This window comes from Bacillus sp. RC51, assembly GCF_044908115.1.
Taxonomy (GTDB): domain Bacteria; phylum Bacillota; class Bacilli; order Bacillales; family Bacillaceae_G; genus Bacillus_A; species Bacillus_A mycoides.
The window spans coordinates 38,080-62,183 of the sequence record NZ_JBIYCW010000017.1; the positions used below are offsets into that span (position 1 = coordinate 38,080).

General features: G+C 37.3%; 22 protein-coding genes, 1 riboswitch and 1 other annotated feature. Of the genes, 17 read left to right on the forward strand and 5 right to left on the reverse strand.

The window, feature by feature from the left end; all coding sequences use genetic code 11:
* Positions 1-133: 133 nt before the first annotated feature.
* Positions 134-2,638: a collagen-like protein gene (locus tag ABH959_RS25195; RefSeq protein ID WP_113935945.1), complete on the forward strand. Its 2,505-nt coding sequence runs from the start codon at positions 134-136 to the stop codon at positions 2,636-2,638.
* 20 nt (positions 2,639-2,658) lie between these two features.
* Positions 2,659-5,172 carry a BC_3345 family exosporium-associated protein gene (locus tag ABH959_RS25200; protein WP_113935944.1) on the forward strand — a complete coding sequence of 838 codons (2,514 nt, stop codon included), beginning with the start codon at positions 2,659-2,661 and terminating at the stop codon, positions 5,170-5,172.
* 82 nt (positions 5,173-5,254) lie between these two features.
* Here the strand turns inward: ABH959_RS25200 and ABH959_RS25205 are convergent, their stop codons facing one another.
* On the reverse strand, positions 5,255-5,398 hold the full coding sequence (locus tag ABH959_RS25205; protein WP_000945246.1) for a hypothetical protein: 144 nt from the start codon (positions 5,396-5,398) through the stop codon (positions 5,255-5,257).
* A 97-nt stretch (positions 5,399-5,495) separates the two neighbouring features.
* A riboswitch (cyclic di-AMP (ydaO/yuaA leader) is annotated at positions 5,496-5,638 on the reverse strand.
* A gap of 28 nt (positions 5,639-5,666) precedes the next feature.
* On the reverse strand, positions 5,667-6,137 hold the full coding sequence (locus ABH959_RS25210; RefSeq protein ID WP_113935943.1) for a GNAT family N-acetyltransferase: 471 nt from the start codon (positions 6,135-6,137) through the stop codon (positions 5,667-5,669).
* A gap of 231 nt (positions 6,138-6,368) precedes the next feature.
* Here ABH959_RS25210 and ABH959_RS25215 point away from each other — a divergent pair, with 231 nt between their 5' ends.
* Both ABH959_RS25215 and ABH959_RS25220 read left to right on the forward strand, forming a co-directional pair.
* Positions 6,369-6,617: a GlsB/YeaQ/YmgE family stress response membrane protein gene (locus tag ABH959_RS25215; protein WP_002033357.1), complete on the forward strand. Its 249-nt coding sequence runs from the start codon at positions 6,369-6,371 to the stop codon at positions 6,615-6,617.
* A 64-nt stretch (positions 6,618-6,681) separates the two neighbouring features.
* Positions 6,682-7,803 (forward strand): AI-2E family transporter, encoded by a 1,122-nt coding sequence (locus ABH959_RS25220; protein ID WP_201065059.1) that lies wholly within the window; start codon positions 6,682-6,684, stop codon positions 7,801-7,803.
* Positions 7,804-7,832: 29 nt separating this feature from the next.
* Here the strand turns inward: ABH959_RS25220 and ABH959_RS25225 are convergent, their stop codons facing one another.
* Positions 7,833-8,990 (reverse strand): 1-deoxy-D-xylulose-5-phosphate reductoisomerase, encoded by a 1,158-nt coding sequence (locus ABH959_RS25225; RefSeq protein ID WP_219374850.1) that lies wholly within the window; start codon positions 8,988-8,990, stop codon positions 7,833-7,835.
* 138 nt (positions 8,991-9,128) lie between these two features.
* Positions 9,129-9,336 (forward strand) — a binding site (T-box leader).
* A 5-nt stretch (positions 9,337-9,341) separates the two neighbouring features.
* On the opposite strand from ABH959_RS25225, the gene ABH959_RS25230 reads away from it, so the two are divergent.
* The 8 genes from ABH959_RS25230 (at position 9,342) to ABH959_RS25265 (ending at position 17,642) form a co-directional block, all read left to right on the forward strand.
* A complete protein-coding gene (locus ABH959_RS25230; protein WP_113935939.1) occupies positions 9,342-10,385 on the forward strand; it encodes a tryptophan--tRNA ligase in 1,044 nt (347 codons plus the stop codon).
* A 77-nt stretch (positions 10,386-10,462) separates the two neighbouring features.
* The gene (locus tag ABH959_RS25235) at positions 10,463-10,612 is read left to right on the forward strand and encodes a hypothetical protein (protein WP_181777889.1); all 150 of its coding nucleotides are present in this window, start codon (positions 10,463-10,465) and stop codon (positions 10,610-10,612) included.
* Positions 10,605-11,363: an ABC transporter ATP-binding protein gene (locus tag ABH959_RS25240; protein WP_113935938.1), complete on the forward strand. Its 759-nt coding sequence runs from the start codon at positions 10,605-10,607 to the stop codon at positions 11,361-11,363. Before ABH959_RS25235 ends, ABH959_RS25240 begins: the two co-directional genes overlap by 8 nt.
* Positions 11,360-13,849, forward strand: a complete 2,490-nt coding sequence (locus ABH959_RS25245; RefSeq protein WP_113935937.1) for an FtsX-like permease family protein — start codon at positions 11,360-11,362, stop codon at positions 13,847-13,849. Before ABH959_RS25240 ends, ABH959_RS25245 begins: the two co-directional genes overlap by 4 nt.
* A 374-nt stretch (positions 13,850-14,223) precedes the next feature.
* Entirely contained in the window at positions 14,224-14,787 is a 564-nt protein-coding gene (locus ABH959_RS25250) for a maltose O-acetyltransferase (protein WP_404493333.1), read from the forward strand.
* A 56-nt stretch (positions 14,788-14,843) separates the two neighbouring features.
* Complete coding sequence (locus tag ABH959_RS25255; RefSeq protein ID WP_404493334.1) at positions 14,844-16,037, forward strand: MFS transporter; 1,194 nt, start codon at positions 14,844-14,846, stop codon at positions 16,035-16,037.
* 122 nt (positions 16,038-16,159) lie between these two features.
* Complete coding sequence (locus ABH959_RS25260) at positions 16,160-17,200, forward strand: ROK family transcriptional regulator (RefSeq protein ID WP_113935936.1); 1,041 nt, start codon at positions 16,160-16,162, stop codon at positions 17,198-17,200.
* 61 nt (positions 17,201-17,261) lie between these two features.
* Positions 17,262-17,642 (forward strand): VOC family protein, encoded by a 381-nt coding sequence (locus ABH959_RS25265; RefSeq protein WP_098636524.1) that lies wholly within the window; start codon positions 17,262-17,264, stop codon positions 17,640-17,642.
* A gap of 96 nt (positions 17,643-17,738) precedes the next feature.
* On the opposite strand, the gene ABH959_RS25270 is transcribed toward ABH959_RS25265, so the two are convergent.
* Positions 17,739-18,188, reverse strand: coding sequence for an NUDIX hydrolase (locus ABH959_RS25270; protein ID WP_113935935.1), 450 nt, complete (start codon positions 18,186-18,188; stop codon positions 17,739-17,741).
* Positions 18,189-18,205: 17 nt separating this feature from the next.
* On the reverse strand, positions 18,206-19,045 hold the full coding sequence (locus ABH959_RS25275; RefSeq protein WP_113770438.1) for a DUF2785 domain-containing protein: 840 nt from the start codon (positions 19,043-19,045) through the stop codon (positions 18,206-18,208).
* Between the two features lie 123 nt (positions 19,046-19,168).
* On the opposite strand from ABH959_RS25275, the gene ABH959_RS25280 reads away from it, so the two are divergent.
* The 5 genes from ABH959_RS25280 (at position 19,169) to ABH959_RS25300 (ending at position 23,751) form a co-directional block, all read left to right on the forward strand.
* The gene (locus ABH959_RS25280) at positions 19,169-19,891 is read left to right on the forward strand and encodes a GNAT family N-acetyltransferase (RefSeq protein WP_002084403.1); all 723 of its coding nucleotides are present in this window, start codon (positions 19,169-19,171) and stop codon (positions 19,889-19,891) included.
* A gap of 4 nt (positions 19,892-19,895) precedes the next feature.
* Positions 19,896-20,780: a hypothetical protein gene (locus tag ABH959_RS25285; RefSeq protein WP_113935934.1), complete on the forward strand. Its 885-nt coding sequence runs from the start codon at positions 19,896-19,898 to the stop codon at positions 20,778-20,780.
* 90 nt (positions 20,781-20,870) lie between these two features.
* Complete coding sequence (locus tag ABH959_RS25290) at positions 20,871-21,902, forward strand: tyrosine-protein phosphatase (RefSeq protein ID WP_113935933.1); 1,032 nt, start codon at positions 20,871-20,873, stop codon at positions 21,900-21,902.
* Positions 21,903-22,090: 188 nt separating this feature from the next.
* A complete protein-coding gene (locus ABH959_RS25295) occupies positions 22,091-23,005 on the forward strand; it encodes a phosphotransferase family protein (RefSeq protein WP_113935932.1) in 915 nt (304 codons plus the stop codon).
* A gap of 44 nt (positions 23,006-23,049) precedes the next feature.
* Positions 23,050-23,751, forward strand: coding sequence for a YjjG family noncanonical pyrimidine nucleotidase (locus tag ABH959_RS25300; protein WP_404493335.1), 702 nt, complete (start codon positions 23,050-23,052; stop codon positions 23,749-23,751).
* Positions 23,752-24,104 lie beyond the last annotated feature (353 nt).

Genomic DNA, 24,104 nt, shown 5'->3' on the forward strand with positions numbered 1-24,104 from the left:
AGAAGCCTATCATTTCAAATAAATGAAATGATAGGCTTTTTTATTTTTTAAAAAATGAGGTCAAAGATGTACTTTTCATATAAAAATGCATTTCATATAAAAAGTGTAATTATTTTGGGGAAGGGGGATTGTTGTGCGTCATCATAGAAAGTGCAAAAAATTTGGAGTGGCACTGCCTCTTCCGCTTGAAGGAGCAACTGGCCCTACTGGTAACAGTGGTCCAACAGGTCCAACTGGAGGGCATGAAGGTCCGGTCGGGCCTCCGGGAATCACTGGACCTAGAGGCGCAACTGGTCCACAAGGTCCTCAAGGTATTCAAGGAATCCAAGGTCCGCGAGGGACAACAGGAGCTCAAGGAATACAAGGTGCCGTTGGTGATACTGGAGAGCAAGGTGTAACAGGTCCAGTTGGTTTGCAAGGTCCTCAAGGATTAATTGGAGAGCAAGGTCCAGTTGGTGATATTGGATTACAAGGACTAGAAGGTATACAAGGGATTACAGGACCTACTGGTAGTCAAGGGCTACAAGGTCCCCAAGGAATACAAGGAGAGACAGGAGAGCAAGGACAAACTGGCGCACAAGGAATACAAGGAGAAATGGGGGGGACTGGGATATCAGGTGTAACAGGTCCTCAAGGTCCCCAAGGAGCGCAAGGAATACAAGGAGAGGATGGAACTACAGGCATACAAGGAGAAGAAGGCCCGCAAGGAATACAAGGAATTACTGGAGGGCAAGGACCACAAGGTGATCAAGGGCTACAAGGTGTAACTGGCCCAACTGGTTCTACTGGAATACAAGGACCTCAAGGTATAAGTGGAATAAGGGGGCTAACAGGTGTAATAGGTCCTCAAGGTCCACAAGGTGTTCAAGGAATACAAGGAATAAATGGATCCACAGGTTTTCAAGGAGCAAAAGGAGTACGAGGGATAACAGGAGCAACAGGGAGTATTGGTACGCAAGGCCTAGAAGGACCACCGGGTGGTCCGATGGGCACTACTGGTCCAATTGGTCCATCTAGTGGAGTGACTGGTCCATCTGGCCCACCCGGTCCACCTGGTGGACCAACAGGTCCAGCGGGGGAAACTGGTGCACAAGGTGTAACAGGTGTGACTGGTGCAATAGGTATACAAGGAATACAAGGGATAACTGGTCCGAGTGGTCCTCAAGGTGTAATAGGTCCTCGAGGTTCCCAAGGTGTAGTTGGAGCAGTTGGAGTACAAGGTGCACAAGGTTCACAAGGTAACCAAGGAATAACAGGAGCAACCGGTGTAGAAGGTCCAATAGGAATACAAGGTCCGCAGGGAGAAATTGGTCCAACTGGTGCAGAAGGTCCTAAAGGTATGCAAGGAATACAAGGGGGAACTGGTCCTACAGGAGCACAAGGAATACAAGGGTTACAAGGAATAATAGGTCCCACAGGCACAACAGGAGCGGCAGGAGTCCAAGGTCCCCAAGGAATACGAGGGGAAACAGGAGCAGCTGGAGCACAAGGAATACAAGGACCTCAAGGAATACGAGGAGAAACAGGAGCAGCTGGCGTTCAAGGGATACAAGGACCTCAAGGAATACAAGGGGAAAATGGATTGACTGGTCCACAAGGTTCTCAAGGAATGCAAGGAGTTCAAGGAATAACAGGTCAGGCAGGAGCAATTGGTTTGCAAGGGTCTCAAGGAATACAAGGTATAGTAGGTCCAACAGGAGCGCAAGGCTCTCAAGGAGTTCAAGGAATACAAGGAGTAACAGGTCCAACAGGTGCACAAGGAATTAGAGGTCCCCAAGGGAATTTAGGAGAAAACGGGATAACAGGTCCACAAGGAGTGCAAGGTGCGCAAGGTAGTCAAGGAGCTGAGGGACCACAAGGAAATGTTGGAATAACAGGTGTAACTGGAGAAACAGGAGCGACAGGAGAAACAGGGGCGACCGGGGCACAAGGTATACAAGGCGTTCAAGGGATTATAGGTATACAAGGAAGTACAGGAATGACAGGACCTATCGGTGCAACTGGAGTAACCGGAATCCAAGGTGTGCAAGGTATTCAAGGAATACAAGGCCCAACTGGAGCAAGTGGAATAACAGGGGGAAGCGGTAGTCAAGGGCCAGCTGGAGCGCAAGGTAGTCAAGGGCCGATTGGAGCTGTGGGACCTACTGGAGCCATTGGTAGTCAAGGGCCTATAGGTTTTTTAGGAATTGTAGGTGCAACAGGAGCGACTGGTTTACCTAGTGGTGGCGGTTATTTCTTTTCTACTTCAACGAGTGCAATTGCAGCGAATGCGTTAATACCAATTAATTCCGGATCTACAGTTTTTGGTTCTGAGGTCAGTTTAACAAATGCAACAACTGTAACGTTAAGTACGCCGGGAATATATTTAGTCAGCTATTATTTTCAAGGTGATCCAACTGCTGGAAATGAAACGATTTCCGTGAGGCTTACGTTAAATGGTACGCAAGTCGCAGGGAGTTTTATTTTTTACGTCACGGCAGGTTTTGTATTAGAACCAGCGATTTCTAATACGATGGTCATTAATGTTGCTTCTTCAAATGCTACTTTATCTTTGCAAAATGGTCCATTAGCTATTGGTCATGTAACAACATTATCTGGTGTGATAACAGCTAGTTTAAATGTATTAAAAATAGTTTGATATGTTATAACGGGGGGGAGATGCTTGTGAAGGAGCAAGATAAGTGTAGTAAGTTTCAAGCACCTATTCCTTTTCTGCCTTCAGGTATTACGGGACCAACTGGTCCAACCGGTCCGACAGGTTCTTTAGGTGGACCGACTGGACCGCAAGGAATACAAGGCGTTCAAGGGCCAATTGGTCCAACTGGTCCGGCCGGAATTCAAGGAGTGCAAGGGGTGCAGGGAGAAATCGGTCCAATAGGCCCAACAGGTTTAACTGGGCCACGAGGTTCTCAAGGGAGCCAAGGACTGATGGGGGAACAAGGTCCACAGGGAATTCAAGGTGTTCAAGGTATACAAGGAGAAAGGGGGCCAGCCGGTCCAACCGGAATTCAAGGAATCCAAGGAATACCTGGTCCAATGGGAGAAACAGGTCTAACAGGAATACAAGGCATTCAAGGTATGCAAGGTGAAATCGGGCAGGCGGGTCCAACAGGAATACAAGGTATACAAGGAGTGCAAGGCGAATTAGGTCCGACTGGTCCAACAGGAAATACTGGTATACAAGGTATGCAAGGGGATTTAGGGAGTAGTGGTTTACAAGGTGTAACAGGTATACAAGGCATTCAGGGTCCGATTGGTCCAACGGGTCCAACAGGCTCTCAAGGAATTCAAGGGGAACAAGGGCCAATGGGATCAACAGGAGCAACTGGCGTTCAAGGTTTACAAGGGCCACAAGGTGAGATGGGTCTAACTGGTCCAACAGGTTCTCAGGGGATACAAGGAGTGCAAGGTGTAATAGGACCAACAGGAGTAACGGGCTTGCAAGGGGATCCAGGTCCAACAGGCTCAACAGGCTCAACTGGGGGAATCGGCCCAACTGGATCTGCAACTGGTCCAACAGGAGCAACCGGTCCAACCGGTCCGCCAGGAGGCCCAACCGGCCCGACTGGTCCAGCAGGATCTCCAGGAGGTCCAACTGGTCCGACGGGAGCAACTGGGGCAACCGGAGTGACAGGAGCAACTGGGACGACTGGAATCCAAGGCGTACAAGGAGTGATTGGCCCAACCGGAGTAACTGGTTTAACAGGTTTGCAAGGAGTACAGGGACCGATGGGGGCAACTGGTCCAACGGGTGACCAAGGCATTCAAGGTCCGCAAGGAGTAATGGGAGTAACCGGTCCAACTGGATTACAGGGTTTACAAGGAGTACAAGGACCGATAGGAGCAACAGGCCAGGCTGGTCCACAAGGAGTGCAAGGGGCACAAGGTCCAATTGGTCCAACAGGCCCGCAAGGAATACAAGGAATACAAGGTGAGCAAGGAGTAATGGGAGCAACCGGTCCAACAGGTTTACAGGGTCTACAAGGAATGCAAGGTCAGATTGGTCCAACTGGTCCTCAAGGAGTGCAAGGAGTGCAAGGGCCAAGTGGTATAACAGGTCCAACTGGTCCTCAAGGAATTCAAGGAATACAAGGTCCACAAGGAGATATAGGTCCAACCGGTGCGACTGGAATACAAGGAGTGCAAGGTCCAGAGGGTCCAACTGGTCCAACGGGTGCAACAGGCCCGCAAGGAATTCAGGGAATACAAGGAATTCAGGGGCCAACCGGTCCACAGGGCATTCAAGGTCTTCAAGGAATTCAAGGTCCGATTGGTCCAACAGGCCCAACTGGACCTCAAGGAATACAAGGAATAACCGGATCAACAGGTCCAACTGGTCTAACCGGGGTAACAGGAGCTACGGGAGCAACGGGTCCACAAGGGGTGCAAGGAATACAAGGCCCACAAGGGGTAACGGGGCAGGCGGGAGCAACAGGAGCTACGGGAGCAACGGGTCCACAAGGGGTGCAAGGAATACAAGGTCCACAAGGGATAACGGGACCAACGGGAGCGACCGGAGCTACGGGAGTAACGGGTCCACAAGGAATACAAGGAATCCAAGGTCCACAAGGTGTGACGGGTCAGGCGGGAGCAACTGGATCGACTGGCTCAACAGGTGCGACTGGACCGACAGGGATACAAGGAATAAGAGGAGTAACCGGTGCAACCGGTTCAACCGGAGTAACGGGTCCAACTGGTGCTACAGGTTCAACTGGATCAACCGGTCCAACTGGATCGTCTGCAATATCAACAGGTGGCGGCTATTTCTTTTCTACATCAACAAGTACAATTGCAGCAAATGCCAACATTCCAATTAATTCAGGATCTACTGTATATGGAACTGGTGTATCTTTAACTAGTGCTACAAATGTCACGGTATCCACACCAGGAATATATTTAGTAAGCTACTATTTCCAAGGGGACGCGAATGGTGGGAATGAGACTGTATCTGTTAGGTTACTATTAAATGGAACACAACTAACAGGGAGTTTTATACAAAACGTAACGACATCAACTGTAGTAATCGAACCAGCTATTTCAAATACACTTCTTGTGAATGTAGCGAGTGCAAATTCAACGTTAATATTACAAAATGGTCCATTAGGTGTTGGGCATGTGACCACTATTGCAGGAACAATTACGGCAAGTTTAAATGTGGTGAGGATATTATAAAGGTAGCATAGGAAATAAAAAAAACACAAGGTGTGTCAATGAAGACATTCCTTGTGTTTTTTTATTTTAAATGAACATTTTTTTATCTTTTCGGCTGAAAAATATGCTGAAAGAAGTATTTGTGATGTAAGTTATCTACAACTTTATTTGCTTGATATGTGCGGTGTTGTTCGAGTCGAAGTCTTTGCTCCATCATTTTTATTGCGTGATCTGATAAACGTAACATTGTACCAGTCTCCTTTTCTATAAATATAGTTTTCTGATTGATATCGATTCCATATTTATAACTAAGGAGGCAAAGTGTGTAACATAGGCAAAAAGCACCTTCCTCTCCCATTACGCTTACGAGGTTAGCTGTCGGACTCGGGAAGTGAGAGTTTCCCTACTTAAAAAAGATTCGCCCCAAGTAGCATAGCTACAAAAATGGTTCCCCCGCTCCAAAAAATGGACTCAGCAAAAGGTTGTATAAAGTAAAAAATAACATAAATAAATAATTAAGTCAAACTATTTTGTGTTTTCTGTCTTTTAAGTTGCGTAAGAATCATGCCATCAGGTAGTGTTGTATCTGTTACTTCAATGAAGCTGTGTTTTTTATATAATGTGAGAGCTGGAGTATTGGCTTTACCTGTTTGTACAATGTATGTCATTGAAGACGAGAACATGTTAAATATATAAAGTAGCAGTTTCGTTGCGATTCCTTTTTGAAAAAAATCGGGCGATACAACTAATCTGTGGATATCGATTAGTTCTTCTTCTTGTATAAAAGAAATAAAGCCGACGAGTTTATTTTCAGAGAAATATCCATAGAATGTTTCATCACAATTTTGAATATCGTTTACAGTATCATATAAACGAGGTATTGCAGTACTGTTTAAAAAGTCTGCTTCAATTTTATAAGCTGGAATTTGAACATTTAAAATGGATGTTGCTACTTCATAAGAAGTGGGAAGTAATTTATGAATCATAGATAATAACGCCTCCTTTAAATATGATATATTAATATAATTGATTTGTGGGTAAGTTTGACAATTTTTTTCTTTTTTGCATATAATATATGTATCTCCATACATAAAATGTTCGTAGGTATATTTCTATAGTAGGATATGGTTAGCGTAGATAAATACGTAATCTTATATAAGAGTTTAGCTACTCTTGTATTTGATAATACAAACTATAATAGAAATGAGGGACTAAAAATGGGATGGATTATTACATTAATAGTTGGTGCTATTATAGGTATAATTGCTAGTTCTATAACGGGTAAAAATTTTCCAGCTGGTATGTTTGGAAATATAATTGCTGGTTTACTAGGAGCTTGGTTAGGTAGTAGATTATTTGGATCTTTTGGGCCATCGTTTGGTGGGATTCATGTCGTACCAGCATTATTAGGTGCAATTGTGTTAATTCTTATTGTATCATTTGTAGTAAAAGCTGCAAGAAAATAAAGGCTATTACTGATTGTTTTATAAAGCCCTTTTAGGGCTTTTCCTAATTAGAGAGGTGGTACACTTGGAGAAAGTAAATATAAGAAAAAGAGATAAGTTGAAAAAGTTTTTTAAAGAACAAAATTATTTAGCTGTACTACTTGGATTCGCGTTGCTGTTTGTAAATATATTATTACTTACAAAAATATCATTCGTTTTTACACCGTTCGTCGTATTTTTAAAAACAATCTTTTTCCCAGTATTATTAGCGGGAGTACTATTTTATATATTGCATCCATTCGTTTCTCTTTTAGAAAGAAAAGGTGTGTCGAGAATTGTGTCAATTGCCTCGATATATATAATTGTTCTTGGATTATTTGTTTTTCTTGCGGTCACGGTTATTCCAATTATTAAAGATCAAGTAAATGCTTTAATAGATAACTTGCCATATTTCGGGCATGAAATCGAAAGAGCAGCACGTAAATTTGGAGAAAGTAATGTAATTGGTAGAATGCAGGAAAGTTTAAATATTGATTTTGCTAATATCGTAAAAGATTCTACAATGAACTTTACAAAATCATTATCATCAGTAACAGGAAATGTAACTGGATTTTTAAGTACAATTACTGAAGTTGTTTTAACATTTGTAATGGTTCCATTTATTTTGTTCTATCTTTTAAAAGATGGTGAGCAATTACCGAATCATTTTTTAAAGTTTATATCTGAGCAAAGACAGCCAGCTGCGAAGAGAATACTAGATGATATGCATTATGCGATTAGTTCGTATATTAGAGGACAAATTATTGTTAGTTTATTTATCGGTATTATGCTATTCATTGGTTATCTAATAATCGGCATTAAATACGCTGTATTACTTGCTATTTTGGCGATGATTGTAAACATTGTTCCGTATGTAGGGCCAATTATCGCTATAACGCCAGCGTTAATTATCGCTTTTATTGACTCGCCAGCAATGATTTTAAAAGTAATTATTGTCATGATGGTTGTACAATTAGCAGAGGGGAAATTTATTTCACCACAAGTAATGGGCAAAAAGTTAGACATTCATCCAATTACTATCATTTTTATTATTTTAACTGCTGGAAATTTATTTGGAATTATGGGGATTATTTTAGCAATTCCAGGATATGCGATATTAAAAGTGTTAGTTACGCATAGTTATAGATTTGTTAAGTTGAATACGTAAAAAAAAGAGCTAAAACAGAGAAATCTGTTTTAGCTCTTTTTCATTAACAATTGATTTGCGTATTGGCGTGCCCATTGATCAGCTTCTAATATAGCATCGAGTGAAGGATCTTTTACGTTATGATGAGCTTCAACTGTATTGTAAATTGTTTTTTCTATATCGAAAAATGCAATTTCATTTTTAAGAAATAGTGCATTTGCAATTTCGTTCGCTGCATTTAATACGGCTGGAGTTGTACCGCCAATTTTTCCACATTCAAATGCATATTGTAGACAGGGGAACTTCTCTAAATTTGGTTTTTCAAAATGCAAACTACCAATTTCTAATAAATTTAATTTTTCATAGGATGAAGGTAGTCGAGTAGGGTAGTGAAATGCATATTGAATCGGCATTCTCATATCAGGAGCACCGAGCTGTGCCATGACTGATCCATCAATAAATTCCACTAAAGAGTGAATGATACTTTCTTTATGAATCATAACATCAATTTTTTCATAAGGAATATCGAATAGCCACTTAGCTTCCATCACTTCAAACCCTTTATTCATTAACGTGGCAGAATCTATCGTTAGTTTTGCGCCCATTAACCAGTTTGGGTGTTTTAAAGCATCCTTCGCTTTTAATATTTTCATTTCTTCACGTGTTTTATCACGAAAAGCGCCGCCAGAAGCTGTAACAATTAATTTTTCGATTTCCTTATTATTTTCCCCATTTAAACATTGGAAAATGGCTGAATGTTCACTATCAACTGGAATTAGGCGGCATCCGTTTTGTTTCGCTAGTTCGGTGACGATATGTCCAGCTGCAACTAAAGTTTCTTTGTTAGCGATAGCGATATCTTTCTTCGCCTTTAATGCTTCAATTGTTGGGAGTAAACCTGAAACACCGACAACTGAACTTAATACAAGATTTGTATCAGGATGGGTAGATACTTCAATTAAACCATCAGTTCCATATGTAATTTTTGTATTTGTTGAAATACGAGAACGTAATGTGTCCGCTAATTCTTTTGTCGCTACGCTTACAATACGAGGCTGAAACGATTCGATTTGTTTTTCGAGAAGATCGATATTATAATTTGCGGTTAAACCGACGATTTTAAAATGTTCAGGATGAGCGGAAACGACATCTAATGCAGATGTACCAATGGATCCTGTTGAACCTAAAATGGATATATATTTTACCATGAAAAAACCTCCAAAGTTGTTTCGAGTATTTCTGCAAACCTATATATTATTAGACAATTAAGGTGGAAATTCCTGCTATATAAAACAGAAAATTAGGGTTTAATTGGAAAGGGAATGTGATAAACTGTAAAAAATAACTAAAAAGCAATGAAAGAGAAGAGTACATATTCAAAACTTTTCAGAGAGCTGATATGTGGTGGAAATCAGTAAGGGATGAATATGGAATGGGCTCTGGAGCTTCTCACTGAAATGAGTAGGTAAAGACGGTTACTTCACGTTATCGAAGTATGAAGTGAGCTAATGATAGCTAATTAAGGTGGTACCGCGGGAGTCTCTCGTCCTTTTTATAGGATGAGGGGTTCTTTTTATTTTTATGTTGAGGAAGGAGGAGTTAGTGTGAGTGAAAAAATAATGTTAACAGGAATTAAGCCGACAGGTTATCCGCATTTAGGAAATTATATTGGTGCAATTAAACCAGCATTACAAATGTCAAAAAATAATGAAGGAAAAGCATTATATTTTATAGCTGACTATCATGCGTTAAATGCTGTGCATGATCCGAGTCAGTTTAGTAGTTATACGAAAGAGGTAGCAGCTACTTGGTTATCACTTGGACTTGGTGAAGAAGTTATTTTTTACAGACAAACAGAAGTGCCGGAGATTTTAGAATTAGCTTGGATATTAGCTTGCCTAACTCCGAAAGGTCTTATGAATCGTGCTCATGCGTATAAAGCGAAGGTGGAGCAAAATAAAGAAGCGGGTTTAGAGGTAGATGCGGGAGTGAATTTGGGGTTATATACGTACCCGATTTTAATGGCAGCTGACATATTACTATTTCAAGCTACTCATGTACCAGTTGGAAAAGACCAAATTCAGCATATTGAAATTGCGCGTGATATTGCGACGTATTTTAATCATACATTTGGCATGACATTTACGCTTCCGGAGTATGTCATACAAGAAGAGGGTGCCATTTTACCTGGCCTTGATGGAAGAAAGATGAGTAAAAGTTACGGAAATGTAATCCCATTATTTGCAGAGCAAGAAAAGCTACGAAAGTTAATATTTAAAATCAAAACCGATTCTTCACTTCCAAATGAACCGAAAGAGCTAGAAACGTTATTTACAATTTATAAAGAATTTGCGACAGAAGATGAAATGCAGTCGATGCGTGAAAAGTATGAGACCGGCATTGGATGGGGCGATGTGAAAAAAGAATTATTCCGTGTTGTTGACCGTGAATTAGCAGGTCCTCGGGAAAAATACGAAATGTATATGAATGAGCCGCATTTATTATATGAAGCGTTAGAGAGAGGTGCTGAGAGGGCACGAGCTATCGCGAAGGTGAATTTAGCGGAAATTAAAAAACGAATTGGATTTGAGAGGGAACGTTAAGCGTTCCCTTGTTTTTTTATAAAAAAATCGAACGAAATTTAAATTTGTTACCAATATAGATTAAGGGAGGGATAGAGATGGATGCAATTCTCGAATTAAAAATGTTGTTATTTCAAATAGGAACAGAAATTGTACCACCTAGTAATTTGAAAGAAAAAATTTTAATTCAGGTTAATTTGGTGGAGGGAATAAAACTTAATAATGTTGAGGTGAATAATGATGAGTGAAGTTGTGTTAGCAGTTCAAGATTTAAGTAAAACATATGAGAGTGTTGATACAAATGTTAGGGCGTTACAAAATGTATCTTTGGAGTTAAATAAAGGAGAACTCCTTGCCATAATGGGGACGAGTGGATCTGGGAAGAGTACATTACTTAACATACTTGGTGCTTTAGACAAGCCTGATGAGGGAGTTGTATATGTAAATGGTGAAGTGCCTAACAATATGTTTGTTGAACCATATGCGACGGAATACAGGCGGGATAACATAGGATTTATTTTTCAGTCATTCCATTTATTAAAGGATTTATCTGTAGAAGAAAATATTGCATTACCCCTCATATTATCAGCTGATTCAGAAGAGGAGATACGAGAAAAAACAAATAAAATATTAGATGTTCTTGGTTTAGTAAATTGGAGAAATCATCGACCAGTTCAGCTTTCTGGGGGACAACAACAACGTGTTGCAATTGGTAGGGCGTTAATAACATCTCCTCCAATTGTTCTTGCAGATGAACCTACTGGAAATTTAGATTTGAATACGTCTAATGATATTTTACGAGTACTAGTCGATATGAAACAAAGATTCAATCAAAGTATGATTCTTGTTACTCATGATCCTCACATTGCTACGTATGCAGATCGGGTTCTCTTCTTTCATGATGGAGAAAATGTTGATGATTATACGTGTACTCATGGAGTAAATGATATGAATATCATTTTAGATAAATTTAAAAAATTACTGGAGAAATCAAAATGATAAAATCAGTACGAGGATTAAGTTTACGCTTTTTTAAGACGAATAAATTCACTGCTATTTCCTCTATAGTTAGCGTTATGTTGGCTGTTTCTCTAATTATTACGATGGTTGTATTTTCGAGTCATGCGAAACAGTCTGTTATAAATGAAGTGAAAAATGTATATGGAGATATGGATTTATCAGTTGGATATAACCCTGATCAAAATAAGTTGATGGATAAATCTTTACTACAAAATATTAAAGCACAAAAAAATATTGAATACATATCAAAAGTATTAGTAAATCATTTGCAAGTGAATAAATTGAATACCGCTATTTATACAGTAGGTGTTCAAAATGATTCGTTATCGAAAAGTCGATATCACTTCTCTAAAAATCTATCAAATGAAGAAGTAACATTAAATCATGGATTAGCAGAAACTCTACAAGTAAACGTTGGGGAAAAGATTGAAATAGAAAATAAATCCTATGTAGTAAAAGAAGTGTTATCTGATATAGAAGCTGGAGGTTCAGCTCCAGATATACTCGTTTTATCGAAAGGTGCGGTGAAACAGCACGTATATGAAAAAACGGGTAAACACAATGAAGCTACTTATGTGTTGATAAAAGCAAAAGCGAATGCGGATGTACTAGCTTTGTCTAATCAAATTCATAAAATAGACAAAGAATTAAGAATCGATATTGCGGAGGAAGACGAGTTTTTAAAAAGTAACTTAGCGTCATTACATATTTTTATAGTTATTTTATCTGTATTAATACTTATTATTACTTCATTATTATTAATGTCTAATTTTGAAGTGTTTTTATATAAATATAAAAGTCAATTTGCGATTATGCGATCAATGGGAGCAACAACGAAACAAATGTTTACAGTTATATTCATTCAATGTAGTGTAATTAATTTCTTTGGTGGAATATTTGGTTTGTTACTAGCTGTAATAAGTAACCGTTTTTTACAAAGTTGGCTAGAGCATTTATTTGCTTTTCAAATTAATTCGATGAGTTTCGACTATAAACTAGCAATTGTAACTGTGATTTGTAGTATCTTTTTTATTGAACTGTTTATATTATATCCGTCATATAGAAGTTCGAAAATATTGCCAGTAAAGCTTATGCGCGAAAATGAAGAATCCGATTTTTCTAATAATAAAACACGCAGTATTATGGGGAAATTCCTTTTAATTAGTAGCATAGTTTTAACTGCTTTAGGTGGATTTGTAGCAAATACTGGAGATACACAGGCGATAGTGATATTAATAGGATCTATATTTCTTGTTTTAGGAGTGTATGTTTTATTTCCTATTTATCTTTCTTGGATATTAAGATTATGTCTACCTATGATGAAAAAAATATTTGGAAGGAATACATTTGTTGCTATTAAAAATGTAATTCCACAAGTGAGAAAAAATACATTTGTTATCTTAATGATAAGTACAATGATGGTGATAGTTGTCTTCGGCTCCACTATATTTAAAACGATGCAAAAAAATAATGAAAGATATTTAAAACGAGAATTTCCAACACATATTGTTGTGGAAAATCGTTTGACTAATGATTCAACCATTACCTTACCTCATATACAAAACATATTTAAAGAAATAAGTAGTGTAAAAGGAGCTAGTACAATTAGTACGAACTCACTGGCAGAATTAAAACAAGGTGAAAAATATATTACTTTTGACTATAATTTAGGTGATTTAAAGGAAATGGAAAAGCAAGGATTACTGTCAGAAGTACCTGCAAATTTGGAGAATAGTATAATTGTTACAAAAGAGTTAGCGGAGCGGTATAAAATTCATGTAGGTGATATCGTTCAATTGGGTCTATTTTCAGAACAGGAACAAAAAGTTAGACCGACTAGTAAGGTAGAAATCGGATTAATTGTTAACGAGCTACCGAATTCTCCTTCAGTACTTATGGATTGGAGTAATGTAACATATAAACAAGATTATACAGTTTTTGAGCGGGCATTTATTAGTTCAAATAACGAGAGAGAGACGTTGGAGCAATTAAAGAAAGTGAAAGGTCAATATCCACAATTAAAAATAAGTAGTTATGCTCAATCGTTAAAACAATCTAATTTAATGTTTAAGCAAAGGTGGTCCATTTTCATCGTTGTTATTGTAGTAATTTTGTTTAGTGTAACATTAGGGGTATGTAATACACTTATAAATAATATTCAATCTAAAAGAAAAGAGTATGCTATTTTACGAGCAATAACAGTTAAGAAAAAAGGGATTGTACAAATTATTTTGACGCAAGTTAATTTATATGTACTTATTGGAATCGTACTAGGGGCTGTTATAGGAGCATTATTAACCTATATGGTAAGTATAATAGATCGTACACCTTTATTTTTTGATTTCAAACTTATCGTAACGGTAATAGCGGGGATGTTCGGAATAGTCCTTATTATTTTTATACCTTTTGCTAATAGAATAGGGAAAAGGGACATTGTAGAAGAGTTAAATAAGGATAATAAATAAAAGAGGTTAACCCAAGTTGCTATTCAGCTACTTTTGGGTCAATCTCTTTTTATTAACAATTGATTTGAATATTGGTGTGCTCATTAATAAATGTATAGTATAGCCCCTAAAGGAGAGGATTTCATATGATGATGAGTCTCAATGGTTTTAATGAAAAACAATGGATCAATCATTATATTAGTTAAATGCCACCAAGTAATATCATTAGGTGAAGTAAGGAGTTCACATTTCCTTTCAAAACTTATTAGTTGCACATATTAAAAAATATGCTAATATAGGGATACTTATTAAATGTGTTTAATAAGTATAATTAAAGTCACTTATTAAAGTTGTTTAATAAGTGTAATTCATTCTATAACGAGGGAGATGCTTGGATGAAAACAGAGAAAGAAAAGATGTTAGCGGGAGAAATGTATATTGCGGATGACGAAGAATTAGTGGCTGATAGGGTGGATGCAAAACGTTTAACACGCCTTTATAACGAGGCGATGGAGACAGGAGATGAACAACGTTTTACGTTATTAAATCAGCTTTTAGGTTCTTCAGCTGATGGGAAAGCCCAAATTAATCCTGATTTTCGTTGTGATTACGGCTACAATATCCATGTTGGAAAGAGCTTTTTCGCAAATTTTAATTGTGTGATTTTGGACGTTTGTGAAGTGCGAATCGGTGATAATTGTATGTTTGCACCTGGTGTTCACATTTATACTGCTACGCATCCGTTGCATCCGGTAGAGCGGAACTCTGGCAAAGAATATGGAAAGCCGGTAAAGATAGGTAACAATGTTTGGGTTGGCGGGGGCGCTATTATTAACCCTGGTATTTCAATTGGTGATAATGCTGTAATTGCCTCAGGGGCAGTTGTGACAAAAGATGTACCTCATAATGTAGTAGTTGGTGGTAATCCAGCTAAAGTTATTAAAACGATAGACGAATAAAGGGCGTTTTCACTAGTTCGTAAATTATCGTATAGACAATGTGAAAGGTGTTTCATATGGAGAAATATAGTGCGGACAATCATACAAAGACATTACGTGCCTCTCGAAATGCTCTTTTTCTCTTATTTGCTTTGCCAGGTGTCGCGTTTGCTACATGGATTTCAAGAACAGCAGCTACTCGAGATATTTTAGTAGTGTCAAATGCAGAAATGGGCTGGATTTTGTTCGGACTATCTGTCGGTTCAATAATTGGTTTACTAAGTGCAAGCCGCTTCATTGACTGTAAGGGAGCTAGAGACGTTATTATAGGCAGTATGTTTTTTATGATTGTTGGATTGATTTGTTTAGGTATAAATATTTATTTTGTTTCTAGTATGGGGGTTTTTAGTAGCTTACTAGTATTTGGAGTAGGATACGGATTAGCAGAAGTCGCATTGAATGTAGAAGGTTCTTCCATTGAGCAGAAATTAGGAACAACTCTTCTTCCGAAATTCCATGGCTTTTTTAGTGTAGGAACTTTAGTAGGCGCGCTCAGTGGTTCTGTCGCAGCGTCGCTTCACATTCCGATTCTGTATCAGTTTCTTGCGATTTCGGTCGTGTTTGTATTACTTGTATGTATGGTGTATCGTTTTCTTCCGCATGGAACAGGAAAGACGGAGAAATCGCGGAACAAAAGGAGAGAGAAGCATACGACCTTACGTATGGAAAAAAAGGTGCTTTTAATTGGTCTTTTTGTACTCGGAATGGCATTTGCAGAAGGTAGTGCAAATGATTGGCTACCTATCGTGATGGTAGATGGACACGAGCAAAGTATAGTGGCAGGTTCTATTATGTACACAATTTTTGTATTAGCAATGACGTTAACTCGTATGTGTAGCAGCTATTTCCTTGATCGATTCGGTCGTGTCGCTGTCGTACGTGCCACCATTATGATGGCGATTCTAGGAGTTTCAATCGTAATATTTGGGAGTAATTCGTATTTTCTAGCATTTGGTGTAGTACTGTGGGGGATTGGTGCAGCGCTAGGGTTCCCAATTGGTCTGTCAGCTGCTGGAGATGACCGTGAAAATGCGACTTCTAATGTTGCTGCAGTTTCTATCATTGGTTATACAGCCTTTTTAGTCGGACCGCCATTTTTAGGGATACTTGGGGAAGCATTCGGAATACGTAATGCCTTGCTAGCTGTTTTATTATTTGTTCTTTTGTCAGGAATTGTATCGTCTATTACGAGAGAGAATACATCGGGTTAAATAAGAATGGCATGCAGCGGAAATATATCATCTCTATTGCTTTAGAAAATGATGTATGATATATTGTCAACGCAACTTATTAAAAGAGTTTAATAAGTATGTTGATTAAGGTGGTGAGCGATTTGAGTGAACAATTTGTTACTCAAAAATCGATTAAAGAGACGATCCTTCGCGGCATTCGTACAGCTCTTCTAGAGCAAGGAAGTGCGACGAAAGTTGAGCTTAGTAATACATTAGAAATTAGTTTTCCAACGATAAGTAAATTTATAGAAAATATGAAACAAGACGGTGAAGTCACTTTAGTCGGTTTAGATGATTCAAGTGGCGGAAGAAGAGCGAAACGATATGCGTATAATCCGGAATATATGTTAGGTTTAGCGATATTTTTAGAAAAAAATGAGACAAACTATACAATTTTCAACTGTTTAGGGGAAGTAAAAGAACAAGGAAGTACTTCAAGTGTATTGATGGATACGGGCGTACATTTATTAACAGAACATATAGAAGGTCTTATAGCTACATTTCCGAAAATCAGCTCTATATCAATTGGTGTGCCTGGTTCGGTTGATAATGGTCGTATTTTCTATATTCCTGGTTATGAAAAGTTCCAAAACTTTAATTTAAAAAGTCACTTGGAGGATCTGTTTTCAATACCTGTAGTAATAGAAAACGATATGAATGCAGCAGTGCTTGGTTATTATAAAAGCACTGGAAATAACGACAATTCATCTCTTGTGTATTTGTATTCAGGTCAAAATGGCCCAGGGGCAGGGATTATGATAAATGGAGATGTAGTGAGAGGAAGCACCTTTTTCTCAGGAGAGATATCTTTCGTTCCGCAGTACGATAATAAAAATTTCTTACAAGCTTTAAGAAGTGAAGACGAAGTTAACGATGCAAATAATCCAGAAAAATATAATATAGATGCTATTACTCGTTTAATAGCTACATGTATAGCTATTATTAACCCGCATGCGTTTATCTTCTGTGATGATGAAGTGAATCAATTCGTAATAGAGCAAATTGTAAAAAGTTGTCCGCAGTACATTCCAGAAGAACATATTCCGAAAATAACAGTGAGTAATTGGAAAGAAGATTATTTATTTGGGTTAAAAAGCCTTGGGCTTGATCTTATGATTACTAGAACAAATAAAGAAAATTAAATGTGCTGGCAATGAAGCATCCAATTGTCGGTTGAATAACATAAAAGAAAAGGTGTCGATTATGAAAATTGAACATGTAGCAATTTGGGTGAATGATTTAGAAGGAATGCGTGATTTCTATAAACAGTACTTCGGTGGTGAAGAAAATAGCTTATATCACAATCCGAAAAAGCAGTTTGAATCTTATTTTATAACTTTTGAAGGTGGAGCACGTCTAGAACTTATGAGGCAAGTAGGGATAGACGATAATAGACAAACACAAACAATAGGATATGCGCATATTGCTTTTTCTGTAGGTAGTAAAGAAAAAGTGAATGAATTAACTAATACATTAAGAGAAGCAGGATACCCTGTGTTAAACGGCCCACGTACTACAGGGGATGGTTACTATGAAAGTGTAGTAAGTGATCCTGAAGGAAACCAGATCGAGATAACAATCTAACTATTAAGGTAATAATTAGGATTTACAGTGAAATAAAACAACCTCATTTCTCGTTATAATAACGGGAAATGAGGTTGTTTTAATATGTAATGTTTTTTAATTGGAGTGCTGAAACGCCTTAATAATTCTCTCAATAACAGGAGGGAGATTACTAGGTAATTCATCAAGTGAAAAGAAGCGCAGTTCTTTCGATTCCGTTTGATCGCATACAAGCTCACCGTGGAATTCTCGGCAAATATAAACAGCGAGTACACCGTGTACTTGATCGCCGTTTGGATAGATTTGAAAGAAATCAGGTCCTGAGTATGTACGGAATAGTTCTGGATTTTTAATGATAAGTCCAGTTTCTTCATATACTTCTCGTTGTAAAGCGTCTTCTAACGTTTCGTTATATTCTAAGGCGCCACCAATAATGCCCCAGCGATTAAAATCTGTACGGAGCTGCAGTAATATTTCATTTTTCTCATTTAATATAATGGCGTGTGATCCGATTAAAATGAGTGGATGATTTCCTACTAGATTTCTCATGTCTTCAATATAGCCCATATGTCTTCTCCTTATATTTAATAATAATTAGGCAGTTCTTTTAACATTTTTTCTGTTTTACGTGCTGTAAATGCTAAGTTATGATCATCTTTTGTTCTAAAAAATAATGTGCGTAAAAAGATTTTAATGTTTGCGCATAAAATACAATACTCATTAAGGGAAAGGCGTTTTCTAATTTGAGGCAGCCTTTTTATTTTTTTATAAATAATTGAAATTAACTCATCTTGCGGGAAGTCATGATATAGCATAGATAGTAACGGTGTAACAATTCGTTCATCTTCATTATTATGAAAAAGATCCGATGGGATGAAAATTTTATTTAATAAACAATGAATTAATTCCTCGTACCATTCAAAGGTCGTATAGGAATTGTGAACAATTTCAGAAAAGGCATCAGATACGTGGGCAAGACAATGAGCCCATCCTTTATTTTCAATATAGCCTCGAAAATCCATTTCTAAGTTTGTGTATGTAATGAGTTTGTTTTTTATTTCTTCGATATCCTCCTCTGTAAAAAAGTAGTGCGAGTTAGCGAATTGGAGTATTAATGCAATTAACGAAACAGTATAAGAACGTGTGAAAACCCCATCTGTAAGTGGGGAGTGAATGTCACAATATAAATACTCATCACTTAAACAAGTTTGTAGAAGTAATTTCAGTTGATCGTCCATAAGGAATTCATGATGAATGAAATGTGCAAAACATTTATATATAAGTTGGTAACGAACGTAACTATCAGTTGTTCCGATATACTGAAGCATATTGAGCGTTAACTCATTAATATCTATATGTTGCAGTTGCGTATAGTCATTTTGTTGTATAAGCTCTAACTGTTGTTGCAGCGCTGTAATATCCAATGGAGAACCTCCTCCGCACTTTAAAGATGCAATGTTTTCTAGTATTCTATATATTCAAGGACAATCCTGCTCATGCAAGGAGAACAAGTAGAAATTCGAGTATGACATAGATGAGGGAAGTATATGATGACTATAGAACAGTTAGAAAAACATTTTAAAATAAGAAAAAATGCTTCTTCTATAATAATAAAAGAAAATGATGCAGAGGTTTTTACAGAAGAGCAATTAGAAGAGATAATGCAATATTGCGTTGCTGAAGCTGAAAAAGATGGAATAGAAGAATTGCAATTTGAGATTTCTTCAAAAAGCCCAAATTATGATGTGTATAAGAAATGTTTCGAAACGTATTCATTTGAATATATTACTGAAAACATGATTGTATTTAAGGATATATATGAAGTAGAAGATATAGAAAGTGAAATTGATTTTAAGCTTATTGAAGAGATAGGCGAAGCCGCTTTTTATTCACTGTGGAATGAAGTGACGGGAGAACAAATCGATTATGATCAATTTGTAAATACGATGCTACAAGAAATAGGTGGGCAATGGAAAGAACATTGTTTAACAGCAAGTATCGATGAAGAGCCAATAGGAATTGTAATCCCGCATATTGAAAGAGGTACGTTAGAAGAAGGAAAACTTATGTATTTCGCAGTCGCTCCAAATATGCGAAATAAAGGGTATGAAGCAGCATTCTTTACAGGGGCAATGTTTGTCTTGAAAGAAATAGGTGCATCTTATTATATTGGCGAGACAAATGTACAAAACGAGTGGATGAAGGATGTTTTTGAAAAGAACGGATGTCAGCAGCTGAGCTCTACTGAGCGATATGTGAGAAGGTTTTAGAAGGATGGATGGCTTACTCTCTCGAACTCATTTAGTGGGAGGGTTATATATGCTGGAAAAACAATTTCATTCTTTTGTTTTACTGTATCCAGAAATCTTGTTAGAAGGTTGGAACATCGAAAAAGTTTCAGAGCGTTATGAGGGTGAAAAGTGGGAAACATTTTGGTTTCAAGTTGTTACGCCAACTAGTATGTTTCGGGTAAAAGAGTTTTTCCTCGATATAATGGAGCCGGTATTTCCAGATAGTTGTATTTCTCAAGCAAAAGGATCTTGTTTTCAATATAAAGGGCTTGTGTATTGGAAAGGTGTAAATTATAAGGGAAAAGAAAGTTACGTTACATCTAAATGGAAAACGCAAATTGAAATTTCTATTGATCGTGGAAATGTAAACCAAGATGAAATGGAAAGATTTCTATTTGGGTTACAACCTGTAAATATGGAGTTTGCGAAAACGATATTACATACACCATTTCATTTATTAAGCTTTCAAGCAAAAAGAGGTGGAATTGGTGAAATAGGAAGATGTCGAGAGTGGAATTTTCCACATGACGCATCATATTCGAAATTGCCAATTCATGAAAAGTTAAGTTGGAAGCTCGAATCGATCGGATTAGGAAATGACGAAACGCAGTATGTATACTGGGATGAAAATAGTAAACTATATGCACTTTGGGTTTGTAGGCATAAAAACAAAGCGTACTATCCTGTTTCTTCATGGAAAACGAATTATAGCGTTAAAAAGATGATAAACGGGTTAGAGGTTTATTCGCACCCAGATCGTGGAACAGTTGTATATGAAGATTTAGGTGATGAGCAAATCGCATATGTATTTCGCGGGAATCCATGTACAAATTTTGAACAAGTAAAAGAACTTTTTGCATGTTTGTAAGATAAAAAGAAAAATCGAAACGACAAAGTAAGCTTTCCTATAATACAATAGAGAAGGATTAGACTATACGAAGAAAGCGTTGGTGAAAGTATGAAGCAACAAAGAAATTGGCTACAAGCAACTGTAGAACGAAATGAAGATAATACGTTACATATAAAGTGGGAAAATAATATAGAAGAAGTTCGTATTTACTGGAGTACTTCACCAGATCATATTGAAGAAAATGGAGGATTACTTGCAACAGTAAATGGAGAATCATCATGTACAATTGAAAACCCTAGTGAAAATGAGCGTCCATATTTTAGACTAGTAGGAAGTAATGGACAAGCAGTGACAGTAGCTGAGCGTAGATTGCCATTACAAGGTGCGTTTAACTTCCGTGATATGGGAGGATATGAAACGACTGAAGGCCGTAAAGTAAAATGGGGTAAATTGTATCGTTCTGAAGAATTAGCAGGATTAACAGAATGGGATATCGAGTATTTACAGAAGTCTAGCTTAAAATTAATTTGTGACTACCGTACAGACTTTGAAGTGAAGCATAAGCCGAATCCAGAGATTACAGGTGCTCGTCAAGTGTGTTTACCAGTTATGCAAGATTTAGCGAAAGACTTAAACATAAATGAATTTTTCCAAGTTGGTGACCTTTCTATGTTAGGGAAGCCAGGTGAGTATCTTGTGAAAATGAATCAAGATTTCGTAAGTGGTAATGAAGCATTCGTGAGTTTCTTAAACTTAGCGCAAAATCCAGAAAACTTACCATTAGTAAACCACTGTACAGCTGGAAAAGACCGTACAGGATTTGGATCGGCATTATTATTACTTTTACTAGGTGTACCAGAAAAAACAGTAATGGAAGATTACTTACTAAGTAACGGCTTCCGTGAAAAGTTAAATGAAAAAATGATGGCCTTTTTAGGTGCAAAATTACAAAACGATGAAAGTAGAGCGATATTAGGTGCGATGTTTGAAGCACGCGCTGAATATTTACAAGCTGCGATTGATGAAGTGAAAAAGCAATACGGTTCAGTTGAAGCGTATGCTGAAAAAGCACTTGGCTTTACGAAAGAATCGCTAGAAGAAATGAAAGTGTTATTGCTAGAAGATAAAGTGAAACTTTAATCAGTGGGGGGGTTCATCCCCACTGATTATTAGCCTTCACCAATCAGGCGTTAATGCGGGATAAATAATGAGGAGGGAGGCTAATTGGATTAGCCTCCTTTTATTATTGTTGCTATAATTTTGTTTATGAGGATTGTTGTGCACCGGGGAGAAAATGGATGAAAAAAACTTAAGAATCGGGGGATAAAATGATTCATACACGTGTAAAAGCAGAGGGGTTAAGAGGAAAGCTAGCAACAATACTAAGTCAAGATTATAAGGAACTAGCTGTTCAGGATTTAAAGGTGATTGGAACGGGAGTGCAAAATATTGTTTTTCGCGGAGATTCAGAAAAGGGAGCTTTAGCTTTTCGAGTGCCGTGGGAAAGAGAAGTAGAAAATATAAATGAAGATTTATTTAATAGTCGGATTTCATTGCAAAAGGAAACAGAGCTTTCTAAGTTTTGTTATTCAAAAGGTATTCCAGTGCCAAAGATACATGGATTGCATCTTTCTGCCGAACTTGATTTTTTAATATCGGATTATGTATCTACTGATCATATGCCAATTTCTGCATGTAAAATAGGGAAGTTAGTTAGTGAGCTTCATAGTATACCAATCGATGGTTTACAATATGAGCAGAACATTAGAGAGCCGATTAGTAAGTATATAGCGGAACGCATTGTGAAACGGATAGAAGGTTTTAATACAATTACGAACTGTGGAATTAAACTTCCAGAGACAAAAACAATTGAACATATTCTTAGTACAGCTGATCATATAAAGAGTTTATTGCATATGGACATTCGACCAGCCAATTTAATTGGATATAATGGAGAAATTAAAGCGATAGTGGATTGGGATAACGCTCTAATTGGTCATCCATTATTGGAGCTTATGAGAATAGCTGAAACGAATGAGGTGAATTGGGAAGAATTTGAAGAGGGATATAAGAATGATAGTATCTTTAACGATACCCCGCATATTGTTAGTTTATTTTATAGGTTAGATACTGCGGTCATGCTTGCAAACTTATTTATAGCACATTTGAAAATAGAAGATAAAGGTGTATTCTATAAAGAGCGAGTCAAAGCGCTTTATAATGAAATATATAAAAGCTTATAATTAAGCTATAAGAAGTGTTTAATATAGGAATTGAGGCGAACATCATGAAATACAAAGTAATACTATTCGACGTAGACGATACATTATTAGATTTCCCTGAAACAGAAAGAAACGCATTACATAACGCGTTTGTACAATTTGGCATGCCTACAGGGTATAATGATTATCTTGCAAGTTATAAAGAGATTAGTAATGGATTATGGAGAGATTTAGAGAATAAAATGATAACGCTAAGTGAATTAGCGGTAGATCGATTTAGACAATTATTTGCTCTTCATACTCTAGAAGTAGATGCGCAGCATTTTAGTGACGTATACCTTGAAAACTTAGGGGAAGAAGTACATCTTATAGAAGGTGCAGTGCAATTATGTGAGAATCTTCAAGATTGCAAGTTAGGTATCATTACGAATGGATATACAAAAGTGCAACAATCTAGAATTGGAAATTCGCCTTTATGTAACTTCTTTGATCATATTATTATTTCTGAAGAAGTCGGCCATCAAAAACCAGCGCGTGAGATTTTTGATTATGCGTTTGACAAGCTTGGGATTACTGATAAATCAAGTGTACTAATGGTTGGAGACTCGCTAACTTCTGATATGAAAGGTGGAGAAGATTACGGTATTGATACGTGTTGGTATAATCCGAGTCTGAAAGAAAACAAGACAAGTGTTAAGCCGACCTATGAAGTGGAGAACCTGCTACAAATTTTAGAAATTGCGGAAGAAAAGGTAGTCTCATTTTAATCTTGTTAAGATTTGTCGAATAGTTGATATATTGTAAGTTACGGTAGATGTATTTGAAAATCGTGCATATAATTTCATATACTAAGATATGAGACAAAAAAGATGGCACCAAGTCAAAATAATTTTACTGAAAGAAAACAGAAATAAAATTAGAACCATTTAAACAAGCTGGAATTGAAATTGAGGATTAATGTGGAGAAGGTTTTGGAAAACAGAAATAACACTAAATAATATATTTAGCTGTTTGTAATTGGTCATTACAAACAGCTAAAAAAACGATTGCCTCTTAGGATCCAAGCAATCGTTTTTTTATTTTTTTGGGAGATGAAATTTGTATTTTTATACCCTATCTC

What these genes read in the sequence shown, in the direction of transcription:
- ABH959_RS25230 (WP_113935939.1), top strand. Translation starts at nt 9,342, where the DNA reads ATGAGGGGTTCTTTTTATTTTTATGTTGAGGAAGGAGGAGTTAGTGTG.
- ABH959_RS25295 (WP_113935932.1), top strand. Translation starts at nt 22,091, where the DNA reads ATGATTCATACACGTGTAAAAGCAGAGGGGTTAAGAGGAAAGCTAGCA.
- ABH959_RS25285 (WP_113935934.1), top strand. Translation starts at nt 19,896, where the DNA reads ATGGATGGCTTACTCTCTCGAACTCATTTAGTGGGAGGGTTATATATG.
- ABH959_RS25300 (WP_404493335.1), top strand. Translation starts at nt 23,050, where the DNA reads ATGAAATACAAAGTAATACTATTCGACGTAGACGATACATTATTAGAT.
- ABH959_RS25270 (WP_113935935.1), bottom strand. Translation starts at nt 18,188, where the DNA reads ATGGGCTATATTGAAGACATGAGAAATCTAGTAGGAAATCATCCACTC.
- ABH959_RS25250 (WP_404493333.1), top strand. Translation starts at nt 14,224, where the DNA reads ATGAAAACAGAGAAAGAAAAGATGTTAGCGGGAGAAATGTATATTGCG.
- ABH959_RS25280 (WP_002084403.1), top strand. Translation starts at nt 19,169, where the DNA reads ATGATGACTATAGAACAGTTAGAAAAACATTTTAAAATAAGAAAAAAT.
- ABH959_RS25210 (WP_113935943.1), bottom strand. Translation starts at nt 6,137, where the DNA reads ATGATTCATAAATTACTTCCCACTTCTTATGAAGTAGCAACATCCATT.
- ABH959_RS25225 (WP_219374850.1), bottom strand. Translation starts at nt 8,990, where the DNA reads ATGGTAAAATATATATCCATTTTAGGTTCAACAGGATCCATTGGTACA.
- ABH959_RS25240 (WP_113935938.1), top strand. Translation starts at nt 10,605, where the DNA reads ATGAGTGAAGTTGTGTTAGCAGTTCAAGATTTAAGTAAAACATATGAG.
- ABH959_RS25215 (WP_002033357.1), top strand. Translation starts at nt 6,369, where the DNA reads ATGGGATGGATTATTACATTAATAGTTGGTGCTATTATAGGTATAATT.
- ABH959_RS25200 (WP_113935944.1), top strand. Translation starts at nt 2,659, where the DNA reads ATGCTTGTGAAGGAGCAAGATAAGTGTAGTAAGTTTCAAGCACCTATT.
- ABH959_RS25235 (WP_181777889.1), top strand. Translation starts at nt 10,463, where the DNA reads ATGGATGCAATTCTCGAATTAAAAATGTTGTTATTTCAAATAGGAACA.
- ABH959_RS25290 (WP_113935933.1), top strand. Translation starts at nt 20,871, where the DNA reads ATGAAGCAACAAAGAAATTGGCTACAAGCAACTGTAGAACGAAATGAA.
- ABH959_RS25245 (WP_113935937.1), top strand. Translation starts at nt 11,360, where the DNA reads ATGATAAAATCAGTACGAGGATTAAGTTTACGCTTTTTTAAGACGAAT.
- ABH959_RS25265 (WP_098636524.1), top strand. Translation starts at nt 17,262, where the DNA reads ATGAAAATTGAACATGTAGCAATTTGGGTGAATGATTTAGAAGGAATG.
- ABH959_RS25255 (WP_404493334.1), top strand. Translation starts at nt 14,844, where the DNA reads ATGGAGAAATATAGTGCGGACAATCATACAAAGACATTACGTGCCTCT.
- ABH959_RS25205 (WP_000945246.1), bottom strand. Translation starts at nt 5,398, where the DNA reads ATGTTACGTTTATCAGATCACGCAATAAAAATGATGGAGCAAAGACTT.